Origin of the sequence: Brenneria nigrifluens DSM 30175 = ATCC 13028 (assembly GCF_005484965.1) — a bacterium.
In the GTDB taxonomy this organism is placed as follows: domain Bacteria; phylum Pseudomonadota; class Gammaproteobacteria; order Enterobacterales; family Enterobacteriaceae; genus Brenneria; species Brenneria nigrifluens.
Genome location: NZ_CP034036.1, coordinates 4,366,349 through 4,385,238 on the forward strand (window position 1 = coordinate 4,366,349; position 18,890 = coordinate 4,385,238).

Consider the following 18,890-nt stretch of genomic DNA (forward strand, 5'->3'; position numbering starts at 1 on the left):
TGGTAGAGACACCAATAAAACCATGCTATTTTATTTATTAAAAGGTGATGTTTATGGGAGCATCCGCTAAACAGACGATCAGCGCCCAGATCCCAGCAGAGCTTGCCGCTGCGCTAGAAAATCTGGCTATTGAGTTGGACAGATCTAAAAGCTGGGTGATTAAAGAAGCGTTGACCGCAATGATTGAGGCCAGGGAACGACGCCATCAGATGGTCCTGAAAGGACTTGCCGATGTCGACGCCGGGCGTGTCGTGAGCCATTCTGATGTGGATTAAATTAAACGCTTATCCAGGCTGCTATGGATTGCGGAAATCTCTTCGCCAAGGTTTTGCCCGCGATAGACCAGCGAGGTATCGTAACGCTCATAGCGCGCGTCCCGTGTCGCGCTGAACCAGTTGAAAGAGCCAACACACAACAGCCCCGCGTCCCCGATAACGATTTTACTATGAACGCGCGTTACCAGCCTGGTCTTAATTCCCATGGCTTGCAACGCCGCTAAAGAGACATTCAGACTCAGTTTTTTCTGTTTTCTTTTTTCATAATCGCTATCTTCAGTATTGAAACTCCGGTCAGTGACGACAGTCACTTCAATACCGCGCCGACATGCCTGCGACATAGCATCCAGAAATCCGGTCTGCTCCAGTTTTTGCCAGCTTAACCAGGGGGAAACGATGGTAATGCTTGCTCCTGCCTGTTTGAACGCCTGATGCAGAAAGTCGTCGTGCTGTGCGGCGCCATGAAGCGTATAAATTTGCGTCTCGGAACTTTTTAAATCATTTCGTTCCTTAGATGCAAAATATAACGCATTATTTTCCGACGAAAACAGATATTTAGCCAGTAATCCGCGAGGAGAGGATGGCGGCTGAACCTCGAACAGATCCATATCGCCAAAGACCAGAAAACTATCTTTTGCCCGGGAAATAGCAACATTCAACATGCTGTTATCACTATCGATAAACCCGCCATCTTCATGTTTAGAATAGACCGGGGAGAATATAACAATGGCTCGCTCAGCCCCTTGAAGAGAATGCACCGTACCGATAGTGATACCGTTTTCGTCACTTGCGTTCCAAAGTCCGAGTTTTTCGAAAGCCTGTCTGATAGACGCAACCTGAGCGCTAAAAGGCGTCACAACCCCGATGACCTCATAAATAGATTTGTGGTAGTCGTTCTCGATCTTTTCTTTATTTTCCATCACCCAGGCGGCGATAGTCTCTGCCTCAAGCACATTATAGCAGCTCCCCCCATTCGCGGTTTCACCCTTGCCGTCAATATGCAAATAGCCCATAACAGGAAATAAATTATCATCCTTGTTGCCTCTCATAGGGAGCAATTTTCCGTGATAACAAAGTTCATTGCAGTAGCCAATAATATTGTCAAAACAGCGGCGATGTTCATATAAATACATTCCCCGCGCCAGTTCGGGATCATATTGATATCGCGAAGCGCACTGGGCGACTTTCATTACGCTGCCGGCAGCGGCACTTTTAGCGCTATGAGTAATCAGCGCATATTGTCGCTGCAGTTCTTCCTTGCTTTCACCCGCCAGAATGCCCTCTGAAAGCATATTCCCGATATCAATCGTCGGCGTAACATTCCAAATCGGCGCAATCTGCTCAGTATCACCTATCACCAATGCCTTTTTAGCCAGGGAAAATGACGCAGCGGCCACTTCAGGGAGCACCTGCCCGGCCTCGTCAACAATCAACAGATCCGCAAAATCATACAGATAATCAGTTTCGAATCCCTTCTGCCCTCGATATTCGCTCACTTGCATTTGCCTCGGCAACATATAGCAAGTCATCACCACGCAGGGGGTGAGTTTCATACGGCGATACCAGCGCGGAATTACCGTTCTACGGCCGTTTTTCCTTTTTTCTTCATGAAGATTGCCAATATTCGCCATATCCATCAGCCAACGCCCCTCCCAGTAATGGGTCGTCAACAGGAAGGCGGGGAAGCGAATTTGCATATCTGCCAGCGCATCCGCCTGAGCAAAATCCAGCTCCTCCTCTCCTTCATATCCCAGTTGCCCGGCGATAGCGCGCCACGCCTTAACGGCGGCAGTTTCTTGCGCCACAATCTCTGCGGCCGAAGCTAGCCGTTGACCAAGCTCGGCGCACTCCTTCTCAGCGGAGCCGATCAGGTCGCTTATATACCCGCCGATCTCTTCAGGATCCGTCCACTCTTTTCTGGAAAACGCCTTGCACGGCAAGTTGTCGATAAAAAACCTGATGCGGTGCCACCGTTTGGTTCGGACCGCCGGTATCCATGAGAAAAAAGAGAAAATTAGCGACTCATCATTAAGATATTGCCTCCAGCTTTTTTCCGCCGACTTAAGTGTTTCAAGTTCCTTTTTCAAACCCGATAATATTGTGGATTTATCTGCAATATACTGTTCTATATTGCCAGCTATTTGTATCCGTTGTTGCCTAATCCGGCTTAATGTATCCCATGCCGTCTGGATTTTTGTCAGTTTATCGGACTGGCTGGTTAACTGTCGGTGTAATAACTCAACAACAATGTCTGGCGAATAATGTTCCTGACCGGGGAAAGCGGCTCTGGCCTTATCCAGATAATACTCCTCCGCGTCCTCAAGGTACTCCTTCAATTCAACGTGATTGAAGAAATCCTCCGTCTGATATTTTTTATTCGCCTCATCTTTTCTGTTGCGGGATGGGAAATATGCGCCAAAGCTTTTGATTTCGGGCAACCAGCGCCCAGCCATACAACCCGCGCCCACGGAAAAATCTTTTCCGAATGCCTCGATAATATTGGTTACCGCCTGATTATTCGTCGACATGGCGAGAATAACCGGAGGCTCGCCTTTTTCCAGCGCCGCCCTGGCCCAGAGCGTAGCGATAATTGACAGCACCAGGGTGGTTTTTCCCGTTCCCGGCGGGCCGTTAACCGCCAGAATATCGCCGTGATCGATATTGATAAAATGGCTTAACGCATCTCGCTGAGCGGTTGCCAGCGGGAATTTTTCTCCGCAATACCCAAGCCGTCCGACAAATTTATCTCCTGACTGGAGCAGAGGCTCGGTCGAATAAAGTTTCTGTGAAGCAAAACGCTTAAAAAGCGGGGAGTCCGGTTTGCCGATCGGCAGATGATCGTAAAGGGCGAGGATATGTTTGGCCGCCCCCTGGGGCTGCGTCTTTTTAACAACATAGCCGTATTGCGCCGCTTCATATTGCGGGTGATTGGTTATCCACTCCCCGGCCACAACCTCCAGTAATTGGTCGCAATCTTCCAGATAGTGACGCCACTGCCACAGATAGCGCTCCTGACGCGCTTCCCGCTGCGCCTCTGATTCGGACTCCTCGTCAGGAATCTCATTATATTTTATGGATACTGAGGTGTGGGTCGTCTTATATCTATCGAATTGCGCCACCTCTCCCAGAGAAAACGTCCCTTTCGGCAGGGGTTCAAGCAAGTCCCGGGGAATGGAAGTGGCGGGAGTCGGGTACAGATAGCCAGCGCGGCTCAGCAGGGCGGAAGTGACCAGAGGAGTGACGACGGCGGGAGCGCTCGCAATACGCTCTTGCCCGTGCTGCAATAAGCGAAAATAGACTTTTGGGCGCAGAACAACCTCTACCGTTTTTACCTCTTGGTCTTCATCGCTAAAAAACGCATTTACGCTATCTTCATCAAGCTGGCCGGCGTCGATATCTACGGCGGACCACTGCGTAAAAATATCAACATTCTTTCGCTCAAAGGCGCCCAGCCCCGACTCGGCGTCAGCCAGCGAATTACGCCAGTACGCCGCAAACCTTAAAGAATCAGCATCCATTGCAAGCTCTGTCACTCAATTAAATTTATCAGTTTCATTAATGGGAAAATAAATAATCTGAAGATCCATTGTCCATTTTAAGCAAGTAGCTGCAACCTTTTGTTAGCCAGCGCCATCAGCCTATCTCCCCCTACCCATACAACGCAGGCGACGCTCATCCACCCGCTTGGCGAACCACGCCGTGGTCAGTTTGCGGGTGATTTTCGGGCTTTCCAGCGCGATGCCCGGCAGGATTTCACGCGGCGCCCTCTCCCGCGCCGATTTATCGGCCAGCGCATAGACCCGTTCATACAGCCCGGTTTTTTCAAACGCCAGGCTATCCCCCTTCTCCAGCGCCCGGCGGATCGCGGCATCGCTCATATCCAGACGTTTGCCGAGCGAACGTACCGCCCGTTCGGTCGCTCCCGCTTTATCGGAGCCGTGATTGATCAAATCGCCATCCAGCGCCAGCGGAATGCCGCTTAACCGGCTGACGGCGCGCTGGAATGCCGCATTGCGGCTGGCGTACCAGCCGGCATTAAAATCGGCAAAACGATAGAGGGAACGGGAATAATTCGCCGGATAACCCAGCAGGTGCATAATGCCGAAATACATTCCCCCGCGGCGGCTGAATACTTCGCGGCGGATGGAACCGTCAACCTGATAGGGGTAGTTTTTGGCGTTGGCTTCGGCGAACGCAATGCTCACCTGCATCGGCCCGCCGGTATGCACCGGGTTCAGGCGGCCGAACAGTTTTTGCCCCATCGGCACCATGTTGATGAAATCGTCAAAAATGGCGCTCAGCTCTTTTTCACTGCGCACCTTGTCCAGCCGTTCGCTGTAACTCTTGCCGTTGGGAGATTTGATCAACAGCGCGGTGCGCACCAGAAAAGGCGGGATATGCAGTTTTTCCGCCCGGCGATCGATCTCCTGCCAGGCGATTTTCGCCAGGCCCGGCACCTGCGGATCGGCCTTGAACGTCGATTCCTGTTCGGTGACCGCCAGCACCGAGCACAGGTTTTCATCGCTGGGATCGATGGCCTGGGCGCTAAAAGCCGCGGCAATATCCGTCGCCCAGCCCTGACGATCGCCGACATTGGCCGGCATCAGTTGCACCAGCCGGGCTTTGACATCCACCGGGCGCGGCGCCGGTTTCTGCGAGGTCTGGCTCGAGCACCCGGCCAGCGTCAGCAACGCCATCAGACAAAGCGGGCGCAGCCCGGAAACGCGGTAATGTGACATCTTATCCCTGAGTATGAGGAGGAAAGCCGAGCAACGTTAACGCAGCAGGCGCCGATGATCCAGCGAACAAAAAAAGTCGGTACGCTTTTGTCGCCACAAAACCGCTTTCAGTCCGGCATCAGAAAAAAACCCACAAAACTCATATTAATCTCATTTAAAATCATTAAGTTGCTATATTTCATGTATTTTTATGACGCGAGCTGATTTTTTCCGCCTACGCTACCTTCAGCGTAGCTACACCTAGTTATAAGAAAAAATTAATCAGTGACACGCACTGCATTTTTTCCAGGATTGGATGACTAAGATGGCGTCAGTCAGCAAGCCTACCGGCAATGCATTATGGGTTAAACTGCATGTTTACTTAAGTGTTTCAACAATCCAGCGCCCTTGCACCGTAGGCAATATCAAATGGTCAAATGAACAATGTCAGCCAATAAGTCGATTGATATGTATGCAGTCCACGTCTTCGTGACGGTGGCTGAAGCGGGAAGCATGACCGCGGCCGCCACGCGGTTAGGGCTGACGCCGTCAGCGGTCTCGCAAACAATCAGGTTATTGGAGGATGATTTTGGCGTTATGCTGGTCAACCGGGGCAGACGCCCTTTTGTGTTGACGCCCTATGGTATTGCGTTAAAAAACCGGGGCGAGGTGCTTACCGAAGAGATCGCCAACCTGAAAGCGCAAGTTCTGGAGGCGGGGCGCGGCATCAAACCCGACCTGCGCATCGGTCTGGTTGACTCTTTCGCCATCACCTGCGGTTCGGTATTCACCAAACGGCTGCTAAGCAGTTCATCGCAGTTGCTGATCCGTACCGGATTAAGCCCGCAGCAAGGGGAAGCCCTGATGCGGCGCGAACTGGATCTTATCGTGACCAGCGATCCGTTGATGGATACGGACAGCGTGGTGCGCTACCGGCTGTTTACCGAAGGCTATTTTATTATTACTCCTCCGGAATATCGCCAACGCATAAAAACCATCGAGGATATTCGCGAGCTGTCCGCCGCGTTGCCGCTGGTGAGGTTTAATCGCAATTCACAGATTGGCATGCAGATTGAGCGCTATCTGCGCAGAATCGATATTCGCGTTCCCAATATGCTCGAATTTGATAATGCGGATACCTTAACCTCCATGGTGGCGGCGGGAATCGGCTGGGCCGTTACCAGCCCCATCAGTTTTTTACAATCGGAAACCTATTCCCGGCAGGTTCTGACGCATATGCCGGAGCAGCTGAATATTAAACGTTCGCTTTATATTGTCGGGCATCGTGACGAGTACAGCGCTTTTTTTGACGAAGCATGCGATGTGACTCATGAAATCATCAAGACCGTATTTATTCCGAAACTGAAGAACCTGAATCGGGGCATCGAAAAGTTGGTGTCTATTAATTCAGAGGATGTGGAATAGCGCGTCGATAAGGTTTTCGGCAATGAGGAGAGGCGCCGTCCGTGTAGGTAAAATAGCTTTATGAAATAAGCGCGTTGCGATGCTCTTATTGGGGATTAATCCTCCTGAAAAATATTTCTCGATCATGATTGCTAAAAATCGTGATGGTCGAACATCGTCTTAAAAATAAGCAAGCCGTATTTTCCACCGGCGTTAATTATCGGCTCAATATTTGAAATATAGTCCAATGCAATAAAGGATAATGGTTATGTCAAATAACATCCGTATAGAAGAAGATCTGTTAGGCACGCGTGAAGTTCCCGCTAATGCGTATTACGGCGTTCATACGCTACGGGCCATTGAAAACTTTTATATCAGCAACAGCAAAATAAGCGATATCCCGGAATTTGTGCGCGGCATGGTAATGGTTAAAAAAGCCGCTGCACTGGCGAACAAGGAGCTGCAGACCATCCCGCGGAAAATTGCCGATGTTATCATCCAGGCCTGTGATGAGGTGTTGAATAACGGCAAATGCATGGATCAATTCCCGATTGACGTCTATCAAGGCGGCGCCGGCACCTCGGTAAACATGAACACCAACGAGGTGTTGGCCAATATCGGCCTGGAATTGATGGGACACCGGAAAGGCGAATACCAGTACCTGAATCCAAACGATCATCTGAATAAATGCCAATCGACCAACGACGCTTACCCCACCGGATTCCGTATCGCCGTTTATGCAGCCATTTTGAAACTGATTGATGCGCTAACGCTGCTTGGCGACGGCTTTGAACGCAAAGCCAAAGAATTTGCCAACGTATTGAAAATGGGGCGAACCCAGCTTCAGGATGCGGTTCCCATGACGTTGGGACAAGAGTTCCACGCCTTCAATGTGTTACTGAAAGAAGAAAACAAAAACCTGCTGCGTACCGCGGAATTACTATTGGAAGTCAACCTGGGAGCAACGGCGATCGGCACCAGGCTGAACACCCCGGACGGCTATCAGCAACTGGCGGTACAGCGGCTGGCGGAAGTCAGCGGTCTGCCGTGTATTCCGGCCGAAGACCTGATTGAGGCCACCTCCGACTGCGGCGCCTACGTGATGGTTCACAGTTCGCTCAAGCGCCTGGCGGTCAAGATGTCGAAAATCTGTAACGACCTGCGTCTGCTCTCTTCCGGCCCGCGCGCCGGTTTGAACGAAATCAACCTGCGGAGTTGCAGGCGGGCTCCTCCATTATGCCGGCGAAGGTTAACCCGGTGGTGCCGGAAGTGGTGAATCAGGTGTGCTTCAAGGTTATCGGCAACGACACCTGCGTTACCATGGCCGCGGAAGCGGGCCAGCTCCAACTGAACGTGATGGAACCGGTGATTGGGCAGGCCATGTTCGAGTCAACCCATATTCTGACCAACGCCTGCTACAACCTGCTGGAGAAATGCGTCAACGGCATTACCGCCAATAAAGAGGTGTGCGAAGCGTATGTCTTTAACTCCATCGGTATCGTGACCTACCTGAACCCGTTTATCGGCCACCATAACGGCGATATCGTCGGCAAGATCTGTGCGGAAACCGGGAAAAGCGTACGTGAAGTGGTGCTGGAGCGCGGCCTGCTCACCGTAGAGCAACTGGACGACATCTTCTCCATCCAAAACCTGATGCATCCGGCCTATAAAGCCAAACGCTACACCGACGACAAAGAATCCGTTTAATCACCCTATTGCAATAACAACGGTCAGGCACATGGTTATCCACGCCATGTGCCGTCATCCCATAAATGAAAAATAATAAAAATCAAAACAATAGCTATACCCAACCGCTTTCGAGATGCAGAGAGGCGATAACCGGACGAATCCTGAAGCGCTGAATCAGATCGGCGATCGGGCGCGGCCCGCACTCCTGCAACGCCAAAGACGGCGGGTATATCACATTGTCTTAAGGAGCATTATATGCTGATCCCGGAACTCATCGTTGTGCTGTTCGCCATCTATTTGGGGGCGCGGCTCGGAGGCATAGGCATCGGCTTCGCCGGAGGCCTGGGCGTCCTGATTCTCACACTGGGTTTTCATATCAAACCGGGGGCGATCCCGTTCGATGTTATCGAAATCATCATGGCGGTGATCGCCGCCATCGCCGCCATGCAGGTGGCGGGCGGCATGGATTATCTTGTCAGCCTGGCGGAAAAACTGCTGCGCCGGCACCCTAAATACGTCACTTTTCTGGCCCCGTTGGTGACCTATTTTATGACCCTGCTGGCCGGTACGGGGCATACCGCCTTCTCGACGCTGCCGGTTATCGCGGCGGTGGCCAAGGAACAGGGGATAAGGCCTTCACGCCCGCTGTCGATCGCCGTGGTGGCTTCGCAGGTGGCGATTACTGCCTCGCCGATTTCCGCCGCGGTGGTGTTTGTCGCCGGTATTCTGGAACCCTACGGCATCGGTTATCTGACGCTGTTGGGTATTTGCATTCCGACCACGCTGACCGCCGTCCTGCTGGCCGCCGTCATCACCAATTTTCTGGGCAAAGAGCTGAAAGATGATGAAATTTATCAGGAGCGTTTGAGAAAAGGCGATGTCGCCGTAGGCAATATCAATACGCAGGAGATAAAACCCGGCGCCAAGACGTCGGTGCTGCTGTTCCTGATCGGCATTATCGCCGTGGTGCTTTACGCCACGGCGATCAGCGATAACATCAAATTGATCGCCAACCCGGTATTGCCGCGCAATGAGGCCATCGTGGTGTTTATGCTGACCATCGCCACGCTGATCTGCCTTAGCGGTAAAATCGATACCGCGAAAGTGCTCACGGCCAGTACCTTCCGTTCGGGGATGAGCGCCTGCGTCTGCGTGATGGGCGTCGCCTGGCTGGGAGATACTTTCGTCAAGGCGCATATTAGCGACATTCAGGAAACCGCCGGAAGGCTGTTGCAAAGCTACCCGTGGATGCTGGCCGTAGTGCTGTTTTTTGCCGCCATGCTGCTCTATTCACAGGCCGCCACCGCCAAGGCGCTGATGCCCGCGGCGCTGCTGCTCGGAGTTTCGCCGGTAACCGCCGTCGCGTCGTTCGCCGCCGTTTCCGCCCTGTTCGTCTTGCCGACCTACCCGACCTTGCTGGCGGCGGTGGAAATGGATGACACCGGTTCGACCCGCATCGGGAAATATGTGTTCAACCACTCGTTTCTGATACCCGGCGTGCTGACCATTTCGCTGTCGGTCATCTTCGGCTTTATTCTCGGCAATATCCTGCTGTAACGCGCCCGGTGAGCGGCGCCCGGCAAGCGCAGTCACCATTTTTTCCATAGTAAAAAACAGCGCTTTGATATATGATGCGTATATCAAACATCATTTGGGAGGCCATGCCGATGCCGCGTATCGTCATCGATTTACCTGAAGAAGATCTCCGACAGTTGGATAACCTGAAAGCCATTCGCCGCGTGGCGCGGGCCGAGATAATCAGACAAGCCCTGGCCGGCTATCTGGCAAATAATCGCGCGGATGGCAATAACAACGCGTTTGGCTTGTGGAGAGACAAGAACATCGACGGGGTTGATTATGAAAATCAGCTCCGCGAGGAGTGGGAATGATGGCTCAATCGGTCCTGTTTGATACCAATATCCTGATTGATTATTTAAACGGTATTGCGCAGGCGAAAAACACCCTTGAAAAATTTAGCCACAAACCGGCCATCAGCGTTATTACCTGGATGGAAGTGATGGTCAGCGCAAAAAAAATGCCCCAGGAGCAAGAAACACGGACTCGCCAGTTTTTAGCACAGTTTTTGTTACTGCCAGTGACCGATGAAGTATCTGAACGCGCCGTTATAATCCGCCATGAAACCAAAATAAAATTACCTGATGCGATCGTATGGGCGACGGCTCAGGTAAACGCCAGGACGCTGATTTCTCGCAACCCAAAAGACTTTGCCCCCGAGTCAGGCGTGATCGTGCCTTACCAGCTTTAGAAGATAAACCCCACCGCTATTTTTCCCTTCAATCAGAAAAGCCCGTCCACAGGCGGCTTAAGCCGTGGTAACGTAGCAAGTGCGGCATCAACTATCAGCGTGAATCGAACGGCCAAAGGTATTGAATAATAAAAGTATCAGGTAAGCGGGGTCATCCCGGCGTTAATCGCCCGGTGCGGCCAAAAAAAGATAAAGGTGATATCGGTTATGACAAGCAAGAAAACGGCAACAGTATTGGTCAGCGCGGGGCGCAGCAAAAAATTCACCCAGGGATCGGTCAATCCCGTCATTCAGCGGGCTTCCTCTCTGGTATTCGATACCGTCGAGGAGAAGAAGCACGCCGCCATCAATCGGGCCAGGGGCGCGTTATTCTACGGCCGCCGCGGCACATTGACGCATTTTTCTTTGCAGGAAGCGATGGTCGAACTGGAAGGCGGCGCGGGCTGTGCGCTATACCCTTGCGGCGCGGCGGCGATTGCCAATGCGATCCTTTCTTTCGTGGCGGCGGGCGACCATCTGCTGGTGACCGGCTCCGTCTATGAACCCACTCAGGGCTTCTGTAATACAGTTCTGAGTAAGATGAATATCAGTACCAGCTATTTTGATCCGTTTATCGGCGCCGGCATCAGCGAGCTTATACAGCCAAACACCAAGGTCGTTTTTCTTGAATCGCCCGGCTCAATCACCATGGAAGTACAGGATGTCCCGGCGATTGTGCAGGCCGTTCGCCGCATCAATCCGGAAATCGTGATCATCATGGATAACACCTGGGCGGCGGGCGTGCTGTTCAAAGCGCTGGAGTTCGGGGTCGATATCTCGGTGCAGTCCGGCACCAAGTATATTGTCGGCCACTCCGATGCCATGCTGGGTACGGCGGTGGCGAACGAGCGCTGCTGGGTCCAGCTACGCGAGCATTCGTATCTGATGGGGCAAATGGTGGATGCCGATACCGCCTATGTCGCCAGCCGCGGCCTGCGTACGCTGGGGATCCGGCTTAAGCAGCATCAGGAAAGCAGCATCCGCATCGCCAAATGGTTATCTGCACGCCCCGAAGTGGCGGTGGTCAATCACCCCGCGCTGCCGGAATGCAAAGGGCATGAATTCTACGTGCGTGATTTTAAAGGAAGCAACGGCCTGTTCTCATTTGTATTAAAAGACAAACTGAGCAAAACGCAGCTGGCTCACTATCTGGATAACTTTGAACACTTCAGTATGGCGTATTCATGGGGCGGCTTTGAATCGCTGATTCTGGCCAACCAGCCGGACGATCTGGCGTCGATCCGTCCGGCGGGCGGCGTGGATTTCAGCGGCACGTTGATTCGGTTACATATTGGACTTGAAGACTGCGACGATTTAATCGACGATCTGACCAGCGGCTTTAACCGGATCAAGGAAGTGTGATGAACCGCCAGGCATCTACTTGATTTAACAGCATCGGCGATGGGTAAAGCGTGTATTATGATAAGGTATTTTGTTGACCGATACCGCTTTACCCTAACTTAACGATTATCCTAATAAGCATTTTATCTTAAAAAAATCAATTAGCCCCGCGCTGCCATCGGCGTATCAAGCACGTAGGGTCGTGCATTTTGTTTCTTTATCTTTTTTCAGGGTATCTGGCAGGACGTAATATGAGTGTGGTTCACGACATTATTCAGGCGCTATGGCAGCAGGATTTCAGCGCGCTGGCCGATCCTCATGTCATCTGGGTGGTTTACGGTATCTTGTTTACCACCCTGTTTTTGGAAAACGGTTTGCTGCCCGCCTCTTTTCTTCCCGGCGACAGCCTGCTGCTGCTGACCGGAGCCATGATCGCCAAGGGCGTGATGAGTTTTATACCCACCCTGCTGCTGCTGACGGTGGCGGCAAGCCTCGGATGCTGGTTCAGCTATCTTCAGGGCCGCTGGCTGGGCGATACACGGTTGGTGAAAAGCTGGCTGTTGCAGTTGCCCGCCCACTATCATCAGCGGGCTTATCACCTGTTCTACCGTCACGGACTGGTGGCGCTGTTGATCGGTCGTTTTCTGGCCTTTATCCGTACGCTGTTGCCCACCATCGCGGGTATTTCCGGGCTAAGCAATACGCGCTTTCAGATATTCAACTGGCTCAGCGGTTTCCTCTGGGTCGGCGGCATCGTCACCCTCGGCTACAGCATGAGCCACATTCCGCTGATAAAGCGCTATGAAAATCAGGTGATGACGGCATTGATTCTTCTGCCCGTCGTGCTGTTGGTCAGCGGATTAATCGGCATGCTGGTTATGGTATGGCGCAAGAAACACTCCGCCGCCTGATCCCCTCGTCCGGCGCAGATAACGGCTAAATCCTTCCCCTCGCAATGCGGCTTTAGCGTCCCGGGGCATATTCCTTAGCCCGCGAAACAATCGTCCGTTTCTCTACTATAATTAATCGATCTGCCCGGTAGGGTGCGGAACCGATATCGCATCGGCCGCATCGGTAACGGGCCGGCCGCTCCGTTAATCGCTGATTAACAATTAAAAAAGGAGAGTGATATGACGCAACCCAAACTTAAACTGGCTGACGGCAATATCATCCCCCAGTTGGGCCTTGGTGTCTGGCAGGCGAGTAACGAAGAAACGGTGATCGCCGTCACCGAAGCATTAAAAACGGGTTATCGCGCCATCGATACCGCCGCCATTTATAAAAATGAACAGGGCGTCGGCCAGGCATTGCAATCCGTTGAGTTGCCGCGTGAAGAGCTGTTTATTACCAGCAAGCTGTGGAACAGCGATCAGAAAGAGCCGCAGCGGGCGTTAGAAGAGAGTCTGCGAAAACTGCAACTGGACTACCTGGATCTTTATCTTATTCACTGGCCGCTACCGCGGCAGGACACTTATGTGGAGGCCTGGCGCGGGCTGATTAAACTACAGCAGCAGGGGCTGGTAAAAAGCATCGGCGTCAGTAATTTCCACACCCAACACCTGCAACGGCTGAAAGATGACACCGGCGTGTGGCCGGTTATCAATCAAATTGAGCTGCATCCGCTCTTCCAACAGCGCCAGCTTCATACCTGGAACGCCACCCACCGTATTCAGACCGAGTCCTGGAGCCCGCTGGCGCAAGGCGGCGCGGGAGTATTCGATCGGCCGATTATCCGAAAACTGGCGGTGAAGTATGATAAAACCCCCGCGCAAATCGTTATCCGCTGGCATCTGGATAACGGGCTGGTGGTCATCCCGAAATCCGTTACCCCGGCGCGCATCAGAGAAAATTTCAACGTGTTCGATTTTCGCCTGGATAAGGATGAACTGGGCGAGATAGCGAAACTGGACAGCGGCAAACGTCTGGGCCCCAATCCCGATACGCAGGAAAAAGAGTGACGCCCCCTCGCCGGCCCTGCCGGCGATATTTTACCCACGGCGCTCAATCCGTTACCTGAAACTCATACACATCGCTGCGGCAGTATATTTCGCTGTATTCCAGCAGCTCGCCCTGCGCGTTATAGGTATGCTGGCGGCTTAACATCAACGGCGCCCCTACCGGTACGCCGAGATGCCCGGCAACGTCCGCCGGCGACGCCACCGCTTTTAGCCGATAGCGTTTTTTATCCGGGTAGATATTGCGCGCCGCCCAGTATTGATACAGAGAGTGTTCCAGCTGTTCCGGTTCCGGTAACAGCGCCAGCGGGATCCAGGTGGTTTCCAGCGACGTCGGCTGCTCATTAATCAACCGAATCCGCCGCAGGTGGGTGACCAGGGTATCTTTTGGCAATGACATCTCCTCGGCGATAACGGCGGGAAGTTTTTTCCTGCGCCTTTCCAGCCACAGATTGCCTGCCGCTCCGCCCAGTTGCAGAACCAATGCGGTAAAACCCGCCTCATCTTTATCCAGAGAATAATTTAAATTCTGACAGACTCTGGTGCCGACGCCTTGCTGACGCACAATCAGGGCTTTCGCTTCCAGCAATGCCAAAGCGCGGGAAACCGTAACGCGGGACAACCCGATTTGCTGAGCGATCAATCTTTCCGCAGGTAAAAATTGGCCGGCCAGCGTTTTGCGCTGGTCGATAGCCGACTCAAGCAGCGCGGCAAGTTGCATATAACGAGGTGCTGAAGACGGTTCGGCCAGCCTGGCGCGCACCCAAAGAAGCAATTCCTGCATACCGCAGCCTTTTCATTGTCTTACGTTGCTTCCAGCATACGCAATTGTTAAACATAAATACTAAATCGGATTCAAAACGCGGCACAAAATTTATCAGGACTTGGATTGGCATCATAAAGGCATTACATTGGCCTTGCGTGACTCGTTTAGTTTTCGTACTCTGGTAAAGCAAGAGCCAACACCAGGGTCATTAATGACCAACAACTACAAATCCTCGTGCGCCATCCCGGTTCGCTTTTACCTGCGGGCCGTCGGCGACGCAACGAGGATGCCATCGGAGTGATGGACGCAGGAGCCGGTTCGTCCCTATTTTGGTCGGTTCGAGAACATCCCGCCCGCCCCCGATAATAATATCGCCGGTGAACCTGCCGACATTACGCATTAAACCGGCGTATCCACCACGCCATGACATTAATAGAAAAAAATCACACCTGCCGGAACCGCCGGCGCCGACTAAGCTTTATATTACGCTGAGAGCCGATATGGAAAAGGAGCATGCCAATATGGGTGAAGCACGGCAAAACCTCGCGACGCAACCGCAAAAAAAAGTATGGAAAGTCGAAAGCACCGGTATCGATTTGGTGCCGGAAGCCGAGCGCACCGGCAGGCCGCTGGAATTATTCTGGATCTGGTGCGCGGCTAATATCGGTATCCTCGGCATTGTCTACGGCGCCATTATCGTGTCGTTCGGCCTTTCCTTTATCCAATCAATCCTTGCCGCCATTCTCGGCGTGGTCAGCTTCGCGCTGGTCGGTTTCACGTCATTTGCCGGTCAAATCGGCCGCACCGCCACGCTGACGCTCTCGCGCACGATTTTCGGCGTTAAAGGCAATATCGCGCCCACGGCATTCAGCTGGTTCAACCTGATGGGCTGGGAGGCGGTAAACCTGATTACCGGCACCTTGACGCTGTCCGCGCTGTTTGAAGCCATAGGGTTAAGCGGCAGCCACTCGCTGACCGCCGTTTGCCTGCTGCTTTTTGGCGGCCTGACGATTGCCGTCAGCATCCTGGGACAAAATACGCTGGTCCTGCTGCAAAGCTGGATCACCCGTATTTTCGGCACCATGACGCTGGTGGTGGTGATTTATATTCTGTTCAATACCCCGTGGCATAAGGTGCTGTCGCTGCCGTCCGGCGACTGGTTAAGCGGATTTTTGCCCGCCGTTTCGGTGATTGCCGCCGGCACAGGCGTAGGCTGGACTATCGCCGGCGCGGATTACAGCCGCTATCAGAATCCGTCGTCCGGCCGCGGCCGCGTGTTTGCCGCCGTCGTCGGCGGCGCGGTCTTGCCGTTGGTACTGCTGATGCTGGCCGGTATTCTGCTGTCGTCCCAGTTGCCGGAGCTCGCCAGTTCGGCCAACCCGATTGCGCTGATTGGCACGGTGCTGCCGCCCTGGATGTCGGTGCCCTATCTGTTGACCGCCACGGCGGGCATCGTCACCATCGCGGTATTAAGCCTGTATTCCGCCGGCCTTAACCTGCTGACCATCGGCGTGAAACTGCGCCAGCCGGTGGCGGTGGCTCTCGACGCCGTGCTGGTGGTCGCCATCGCCGTCTACGTGCTGTTTATTTCCGGCGATTTCCTGACGCCCTTTATCTCTTTTCTGATTTTCTGCGGTTTGTTGCTCGGCCCCTGGTCGGCGATGTTTATCCTCGATTACCTGCTGATTCGCCGCCACTATGGCTATGACCAGGACGCGCTTTTCGGCCTGAACGGCAAAAACCGCGGCGTACGCTGGGGTCCGCTGTTTTGCTGGCTGCTGGGCGCCATATCCGGCCTGATGGTGACAAAAACCGGCTTTATCGACGGACCGCTGGCGCTGGGTATTTTCGCCGATTCCAGCCTGGGGCTGTTTGTCGCGTTCGGCGTCAGCCTGGTCGCCTACTGGCTTTATCTGCTGGTTAAACCTCAAGAGAAACGGGTATGACGCCGTTTGCGCCCGAACGTCCGGTGGTGGTGGTCGGCGGCGCCTGCGGCGATATGCTGCTGGCGCTTCCGCGACTGCCGCGCAGCGGGGAAGATATTGAGGGGAAAGATCTCGGCCGGCAGATTGGCGGCTGCGCCTTTAACGTGGCCCGCACCCTGCACCGCCTCAACGTGCCGATAATCAACGGCATGCCGGTGGGCAACGGGCCGTGGGGAAAAGCCGTTGCCGCCGCCATGGCGCAGATGAATCTGCCGGTGTTGATGCGCCATACGGAGATGGATAACGGCTGGTGCCTGGCGCTGACCGAGCCTGACGGCGAGCGGACCTTTATCGGTATTACCGGCTGTGAAGCGCACTGTAGCCGGGAAATGCTGCAACGGCTGGCGCCGCCCGACCATGCGTTGCTGTACCTCAACGGTTACGAACTGTTCGGCGCCGGCGGCCAGGCGCTGCGCGAGTGGGCGCTGGCGCAGACGACGCAAAAGCTGATTGATTTCGGCCCGCGTTTACCGCTGATCCCGGCGGATTTTATCAGCGCGCTGGCCGGCAGCAATACCGTCCTGACCTTGAATCGCGATGAAACCAAACGGCTATGCGGCGAAGGCGACCCGGTTTCACAGGCGCTGCGCTACGCCCGGCGCAGCGGTTTAACGCTGATTTGCCGCCTGGATAAGCAAGGGGCGTGGATTTGTCCCGCCGACGGCGAACCGACCGCCGTGGCGCCCTACCCGGTAACGGTGGTGGATACCATCGGCGCCGGCGACGCGCATAGCGGCGGCCTGCTGGCAGGCCTGTCGGCGAACTGGCCGCTGCGGGATGCCGTCGATCTGGCCAATAAGGTGGCGGCCTGCGTGGTGGCCGGTCAGGGCGCTGCCGCCGCGCCGGACTGGGATACCCTGCGCCGGCGCTTCCCCGTTTCCCGGCACCCGTAACCGGTCGCCGTCCGGCAGGCCGGCCTTAAACCGGCGACTGCACGACAAGCTGCCCGGTCGAACCGCGATCGGCCATTTCCAGCGTTTGGCTGTAATACAGAAAAGGGAAAGCCGCTGACGACGGCTGGGTGAAATAAACCAGCAGCTCTACGTCGCTATCCACCCAAACCGTATCCTTCCAGCCGCTGTCCTCCACCGGCACCGCCCCGCCGTTGACGCTGCGCACCAGAAACTTCACCCCTTGAATATGGAAGGGCTGGGGAGTATCCGCATGGATAAGCCAGCGCTCGCAGCGGCCCGGCTGCGTCTGCACGTCGGTGCGCGTCATATCCCACATCGCCCCGTTAATGCCCGGCAGGCTATCGCCCAGACGGAACTCGCGGGTGCGGCTGATACTGCCTTCGATAATGTTATCCGCCAGCAGACGCATCGGCAGGTTATCGGTCACCAGAGGTAATAGCCCCGTGGGTTTAAGCGTTAATATCTGCGTCGAAATCAATATGCCGGACGGCTCGAACAACCCGCGCAGGCGATCCATAATCCCGGCGGACTCGCCGGCGGTCAGCGTCGCCTCATCCCCCTGGGACATATCGATCAGGATCTCCCGCCGTTCGCCCGGCGCCAGCGAGATCTGACTGACGGCCATCGGCGCCGGCAGCAACCCCTGATCGCTGGCGATAACGTGGATCGGGCGGCCGTCGCTCAGGCGCATGATATAGCGGCGGGCGTTCGAGGCGTTGACCAGCCGTAAGCGCACCCAGCCGCGGGACACCTCGACATAGGGATTCTGCACGCCGTTGACCAGCAATATATCGCCGACAAAACCTCCGCTGCCCGGCGGGTCGTAAACCGGCGCGCCAAAGTTATCCAGACGTTTATCCTGAATAATCAGCGGAAAATCGTCCACGCCATAGTGATTGGGCAGCGGCAAGGATCTACTGATGCTGTCTTCCACCAGCCACAGCCCCGCCAGCCCGTTGTAAACGTGCGGCGCCATGCGATTCGGCGTATTGGCGTGATACCAGCAGGTGGCCGAAGGCTGGCGGATCGGCAATACCGGCGACCAGTCCATACCCGGCGATATAATGCGCGACGCGCCGCCCATCAGCGAACCGGAAACCTGTAAGCCGCCGATGGTCATGGATACCGGTTCAGTGAGCCGGTTGCTGTAAATCAGCTTGACGTCGTCCCCGTCAAACACGCGCACCGTCGGCCCCAGATAACGCCCGTTAATGCCCCAGACCGGCGTTTTACGCTCGCCGCTGAAAGCCCAGTGGGCCTGTTGCATCGTCAGAAACAGCGGCTGTCCTCGGCGCGACTCCAGCAAAGGGGGGATCGGCAATGCCGTTGGCGTACCGCCTGCTCTCGCCGACAGGGGCCGGCTCCCCGCATACAACGCAAAACCCGATGCCTGAATAAACTGACGCCGGCTGAGTGACATAGTTGCTCCGTAAACCTGTTAAACCGTATGCAAAATGTAGCTTCCGAACCAAAAAGCGGAAGGTAAAGAAATAAATTTAAACTGCCGGCAGCGCGGCCGGATGCATTATCCCCGCGGC

At 54.4% G+C, this 18,890-nt stretch carries 14 protein-coding genes and 1 pseudogene; 11 read left to right on the plus strand and 4 right to left on the minus strand.

What is annotated here, in order from left to right:
• Positions 1-53 precede the first annotated feature (53 nt).
• On the plus strand, positions 54-275 hold the full coding sequence (locus EH206_RS20475; protein ID WP_009114685.1) for a CopG family ribbon-helix-helix protein: 222 nt from the start codon (positions 54-56) through the stop codon (positions 273-275).
• On the opposite strand, the gene EH206_RS20480 is transcribed toward EH206_RS20475, so the two are convergent.
• Both EH206_RS20480 and EH206_RS20485 read right to left on the minus strand, forming a co-directional pair.
• Positions 272-3,793: an AAA domain-containing protein gene (locus tag EH206_RS20480; RefSeq protein WP_009114686.1), complete on the minus strand. Its 3,522-nt coding sequence runs from the start codon at positions 3,791-3,793 to the stop codon at positions 272-274. The genes EH206_RS20475 and EH206_RS20480 overlap by 4 nt on opposite strands.
• A gap of 120 nt (positions 3,794-3,913) precedes the next feature.
• Positions 3,914-5,014 carry a DUF1615 domain-containing protein gene (locus EH206_RS20485; RefSeq protein ID WP_009114687.1) on the minus strand — a complete coding sequence of 367 codons (1,101 nt, stop codon included), beginning with the start codon at positions 5,012-5,014 and terminating at the stop codon, positions 3,914-3,916.
• 423 nt (positions 5,015-5,437) lie between these two features.
• Between EH206_RS20485 and EH206_RS20490 the strand changes: the two genes are divergently transcribed.
• The 8 genes and pseudogenes from EH206_RS20490 to dkgA all read left to right on the plus strand — a co-directional run bounded on the left by EH206_RS20490 (position 5,438) and on the right by dkgA (position 13,690).
• Positions 5,438-6,418 (plus strand): LysR family transcriptional regulator, encoded by a 981-nt coding sequence (locus EH206_RS20490; RefSeq protein WP_009114688.1) that lies wholly within the window; start codon positions 5,438-5,440, stop codon positions 6,416-6,418.
• Positions 6,419-6,665: 247 nt separating this feature from the next.
• Positions 6,666-8,104: pseudogene (gene aspA, locus EH206_RS20495) on the plus strand (aspartate ammonia-lyase).
• A 237-nt stretch (positions 8,105-8,341) separates the two neighbouring features.
• Positions 8,342-9,643, plus strand: coding sequence for an anaerobic C4-dicarboxylate transporter (locus EH206_RS20500; protein ID WP_009114689.1), 1,302 nt, complete (start codon positions 8,342-8,344; stop codon positions 9,641-9,643).
• A gap of 110 nt (positions 9,644-9,753) precedes the next feature.
• Positions 9,754-9,975, plus strand: a complete 222-nt coding sequence (locus EH206_RS20505) for a ribbon-helix-helix domain-containing protein (RefSeq protein WP_009114690.1) — start codon at positions 9,754-9,756, stop codon at positions 9,973-9,975.
• Entirely contained in the window at positions 9,972-10,352 is a 381-nt protein-coding gene (locus EH206_RS20510; protein WP_009114691.1) for a type II toxin-antitoxin system VapC family toxin, read from the plus strand. Before EH206_RS20505 ends, EH206_RS20510 begins: the two co-directional genes overlap by 4 nt.
• Before the next feature lie 207 nt (positions 10,353-10,559).
• Positions 10,560-11,753: a cystathionine beta-lyase gene (metC, locus tag EH206_RS20515; protein ID WP_009114692.1), complete on the plus strand. Its 1,194-nt coding sequence runs from the start codon at positions 10,560-10,562 to the stop codon at positions 11,751-11,753.
• 230 nt (positions 11,754-11,983) lie between these two features.
• Complete coding sequence (locus EH206_RS20520) at positions 11,984-12,643, plus strand: DedA family protein (RefSeq protein WP_009114693.1); 660 nt, start codon at positions 11,984-11,986, stop codon at positions 12,641-12,643.
• A gap of 219 nt (positions 12,644-12,862) precedes the next feature.
• Positions 12,863-13,690: a 2,5-didehydrogluconate reductase DkgA gene (gene dkgA / locus EH206_RS20525; RefSeq protein WP_009114694.1), complete on the plus strand. Its 828-nt coding sequence runs from the start codon at positions 12,863-12,865 to the stop codon at positions 13,688-13,690.
• Positions 13,691-13,733: 43 nt separating this feature from the next.
• Here the strand turns inward: dkgA and EH206_RS20530 are convergent, their stop codons facing one another.
• A complete protein-coding gene (locus EH206_RS20530; RefSeq protein WP_009114695.1) occupies positions 13,734-14,471 on the minus strand; it encodes a GntR family transcriptional regulator in 738 nt (245 codons plus the stop codon).
• 503 nt (positions 14,472-14,974) lie between these two features.
• On the opposite strand from EH206_RS20530, the gene EH206_RS20535 reads away from it, so the two are divergent.
• Both EH206_RS20535 and EH206_RS20540 read left to right on the plus strand, forming a co-directional pair.
• A complete protein-coding gene (locus tag EH206_RS20535; RefSeq protein WP_009114696.1) occupies positions 14,975-16,399 on the plus strand; it encodes a purine-cytosine permease family protein in 1,425 nt (474 codons plus the stop codon).
• Positions 16,396-17,331 (plus strand): PfkB family carbohydrate kinase, encoded by a 936-nt coding sequence (locus tag EH206_RS20540; protein WP_009114697.1) that lies wholly within the window; start codon positions 16,396-16,398, stop codon positions 17,329-17,331. Before EH206_RS20535 ends, EH206_RS20540 begins: the two co-directional genes overlap by 4 nt.
• 25 nt (positions 17,332-17,356) lie before the next feature.
• Here EH206_RS20540 and ftsP read toward each other — a convergent pair whose 3' ends face one another.
• Positions 17,357-18,772, minus strand: coding sequence for a cell division protein FtsP (ftsP, locus tag EH206_RS20545; protein ID WP_009114698.1), 1,416 nt, complete (start codon positions 18,770-18,772; stop codon positions 17,357-17,359).
• Positions 18,773-18,890: the final 118 nt, after the last annotated feature.

What these genes read in the sequence shown, in the direction of transcription:
- dkgA (WP_009114694.1), top strand. Translation starts at nt 12,863, where the DNA reads ATGACGCAACCCAAACTTAAACTGGCTGACGGCAATATCATCCCCCAG.
- EH206_RS20505 (WP_009114690.1), top strand. Translation starts at nt 9,754, where the DNA reads ATGCCGCGTATCGTCATCGATTTACCTGAAGAAGATCTCCGACAGTTG.
- ftsP (WP_009114698.1), bottom strand. Translation starts at nt 18,772, where the DNA reads ATGTCACTCAGCCGGCGTCAGTTTATTCAGGCATCGGGTTTTGCGTTG.
- EH206_RS20485 (WP_009114687.1), bottom strand. Translation starts at nt 5,014, where the DNA reads ATGTCACATTACCGCGTTTCCGGGCTGCGCCCGCTTTGTCTGATGGCG.
- EH206_RS20510 (WP_009114691.1), top strand. Translation starts at nt 9,972, where the DNA reads ATGATGGCTCAATCGGTCCTGTTTGATACCAATATCCTGATTGATTAT.
- EH206_RS20490 (WP_009114688.1), top strand. Translation starts at nt 5,438, where the DNA reads ATGTCAGCCAATAAGTCGATTGATATGTATGCAGTCCACGTCTTCGTG.
- EH206_RS20500 (WP_009114689.1), top strand. Translation starts at nt 8,342, where the DNA reads ATGCTGATCCCGGAACTCATCGTTGTGCTGTTCGCCATCTATTTGGGG.
- EH206_RS20530 (WP_009114695.1), bottom strand. Translation starts at nt 14,471, where the DNA reads ATGCAGGAATTGCTTCTTTGGGTGCGCGCCAGGCTGGCCGAACCGTCT.
- EH206_RS20480 (WP_009114686.1), bottom strand. Translation starts at nt 3,793, where the DNA reads ATGGATGCTGATTCTTTAAGGTTTGCGGCGTACTGGCGTAATTCGCTG.
- EH206_RS20540 (WP_009114697.1), top strand. Translation starts at nt 16,396, where the DNA reads ATGACGCCGTTTGCGCCCGAACGTCCGGTGGTGGTGGTCGGCGGCGCC.
- metC (WP_009114692.1), top strand. Translation starts at nt 10,560, where the DNA reads ATGACAAGCAAGAAAACGGCAACAGTATTGGTCAGCGCGGGGCGCAGC.
- EH206_RS20535 (WP_009114696.1), top strand. Translation starts at nt 14,975, where the DNA reads ATGGGTGAAGCACGGCAAAACCTCGCGACGCAACCGCAAAAAAAAGTA.
- EH206_RS20520 (WP_009114693.1), top strand. Translation starts at nt 11,984, where the DNA reads ATGAGTGTGGTTCACGACATTATTCAGGCGCTATGGCAGCAGGATTTC.
- EH206_RS20475 (WP_009114685.1), top strand. Translation starts at nt 54, where the DNA reads ATGGGAGCATCCGCTAAACAGACGATCAGCGCCCAGATCCCAGCAGAG.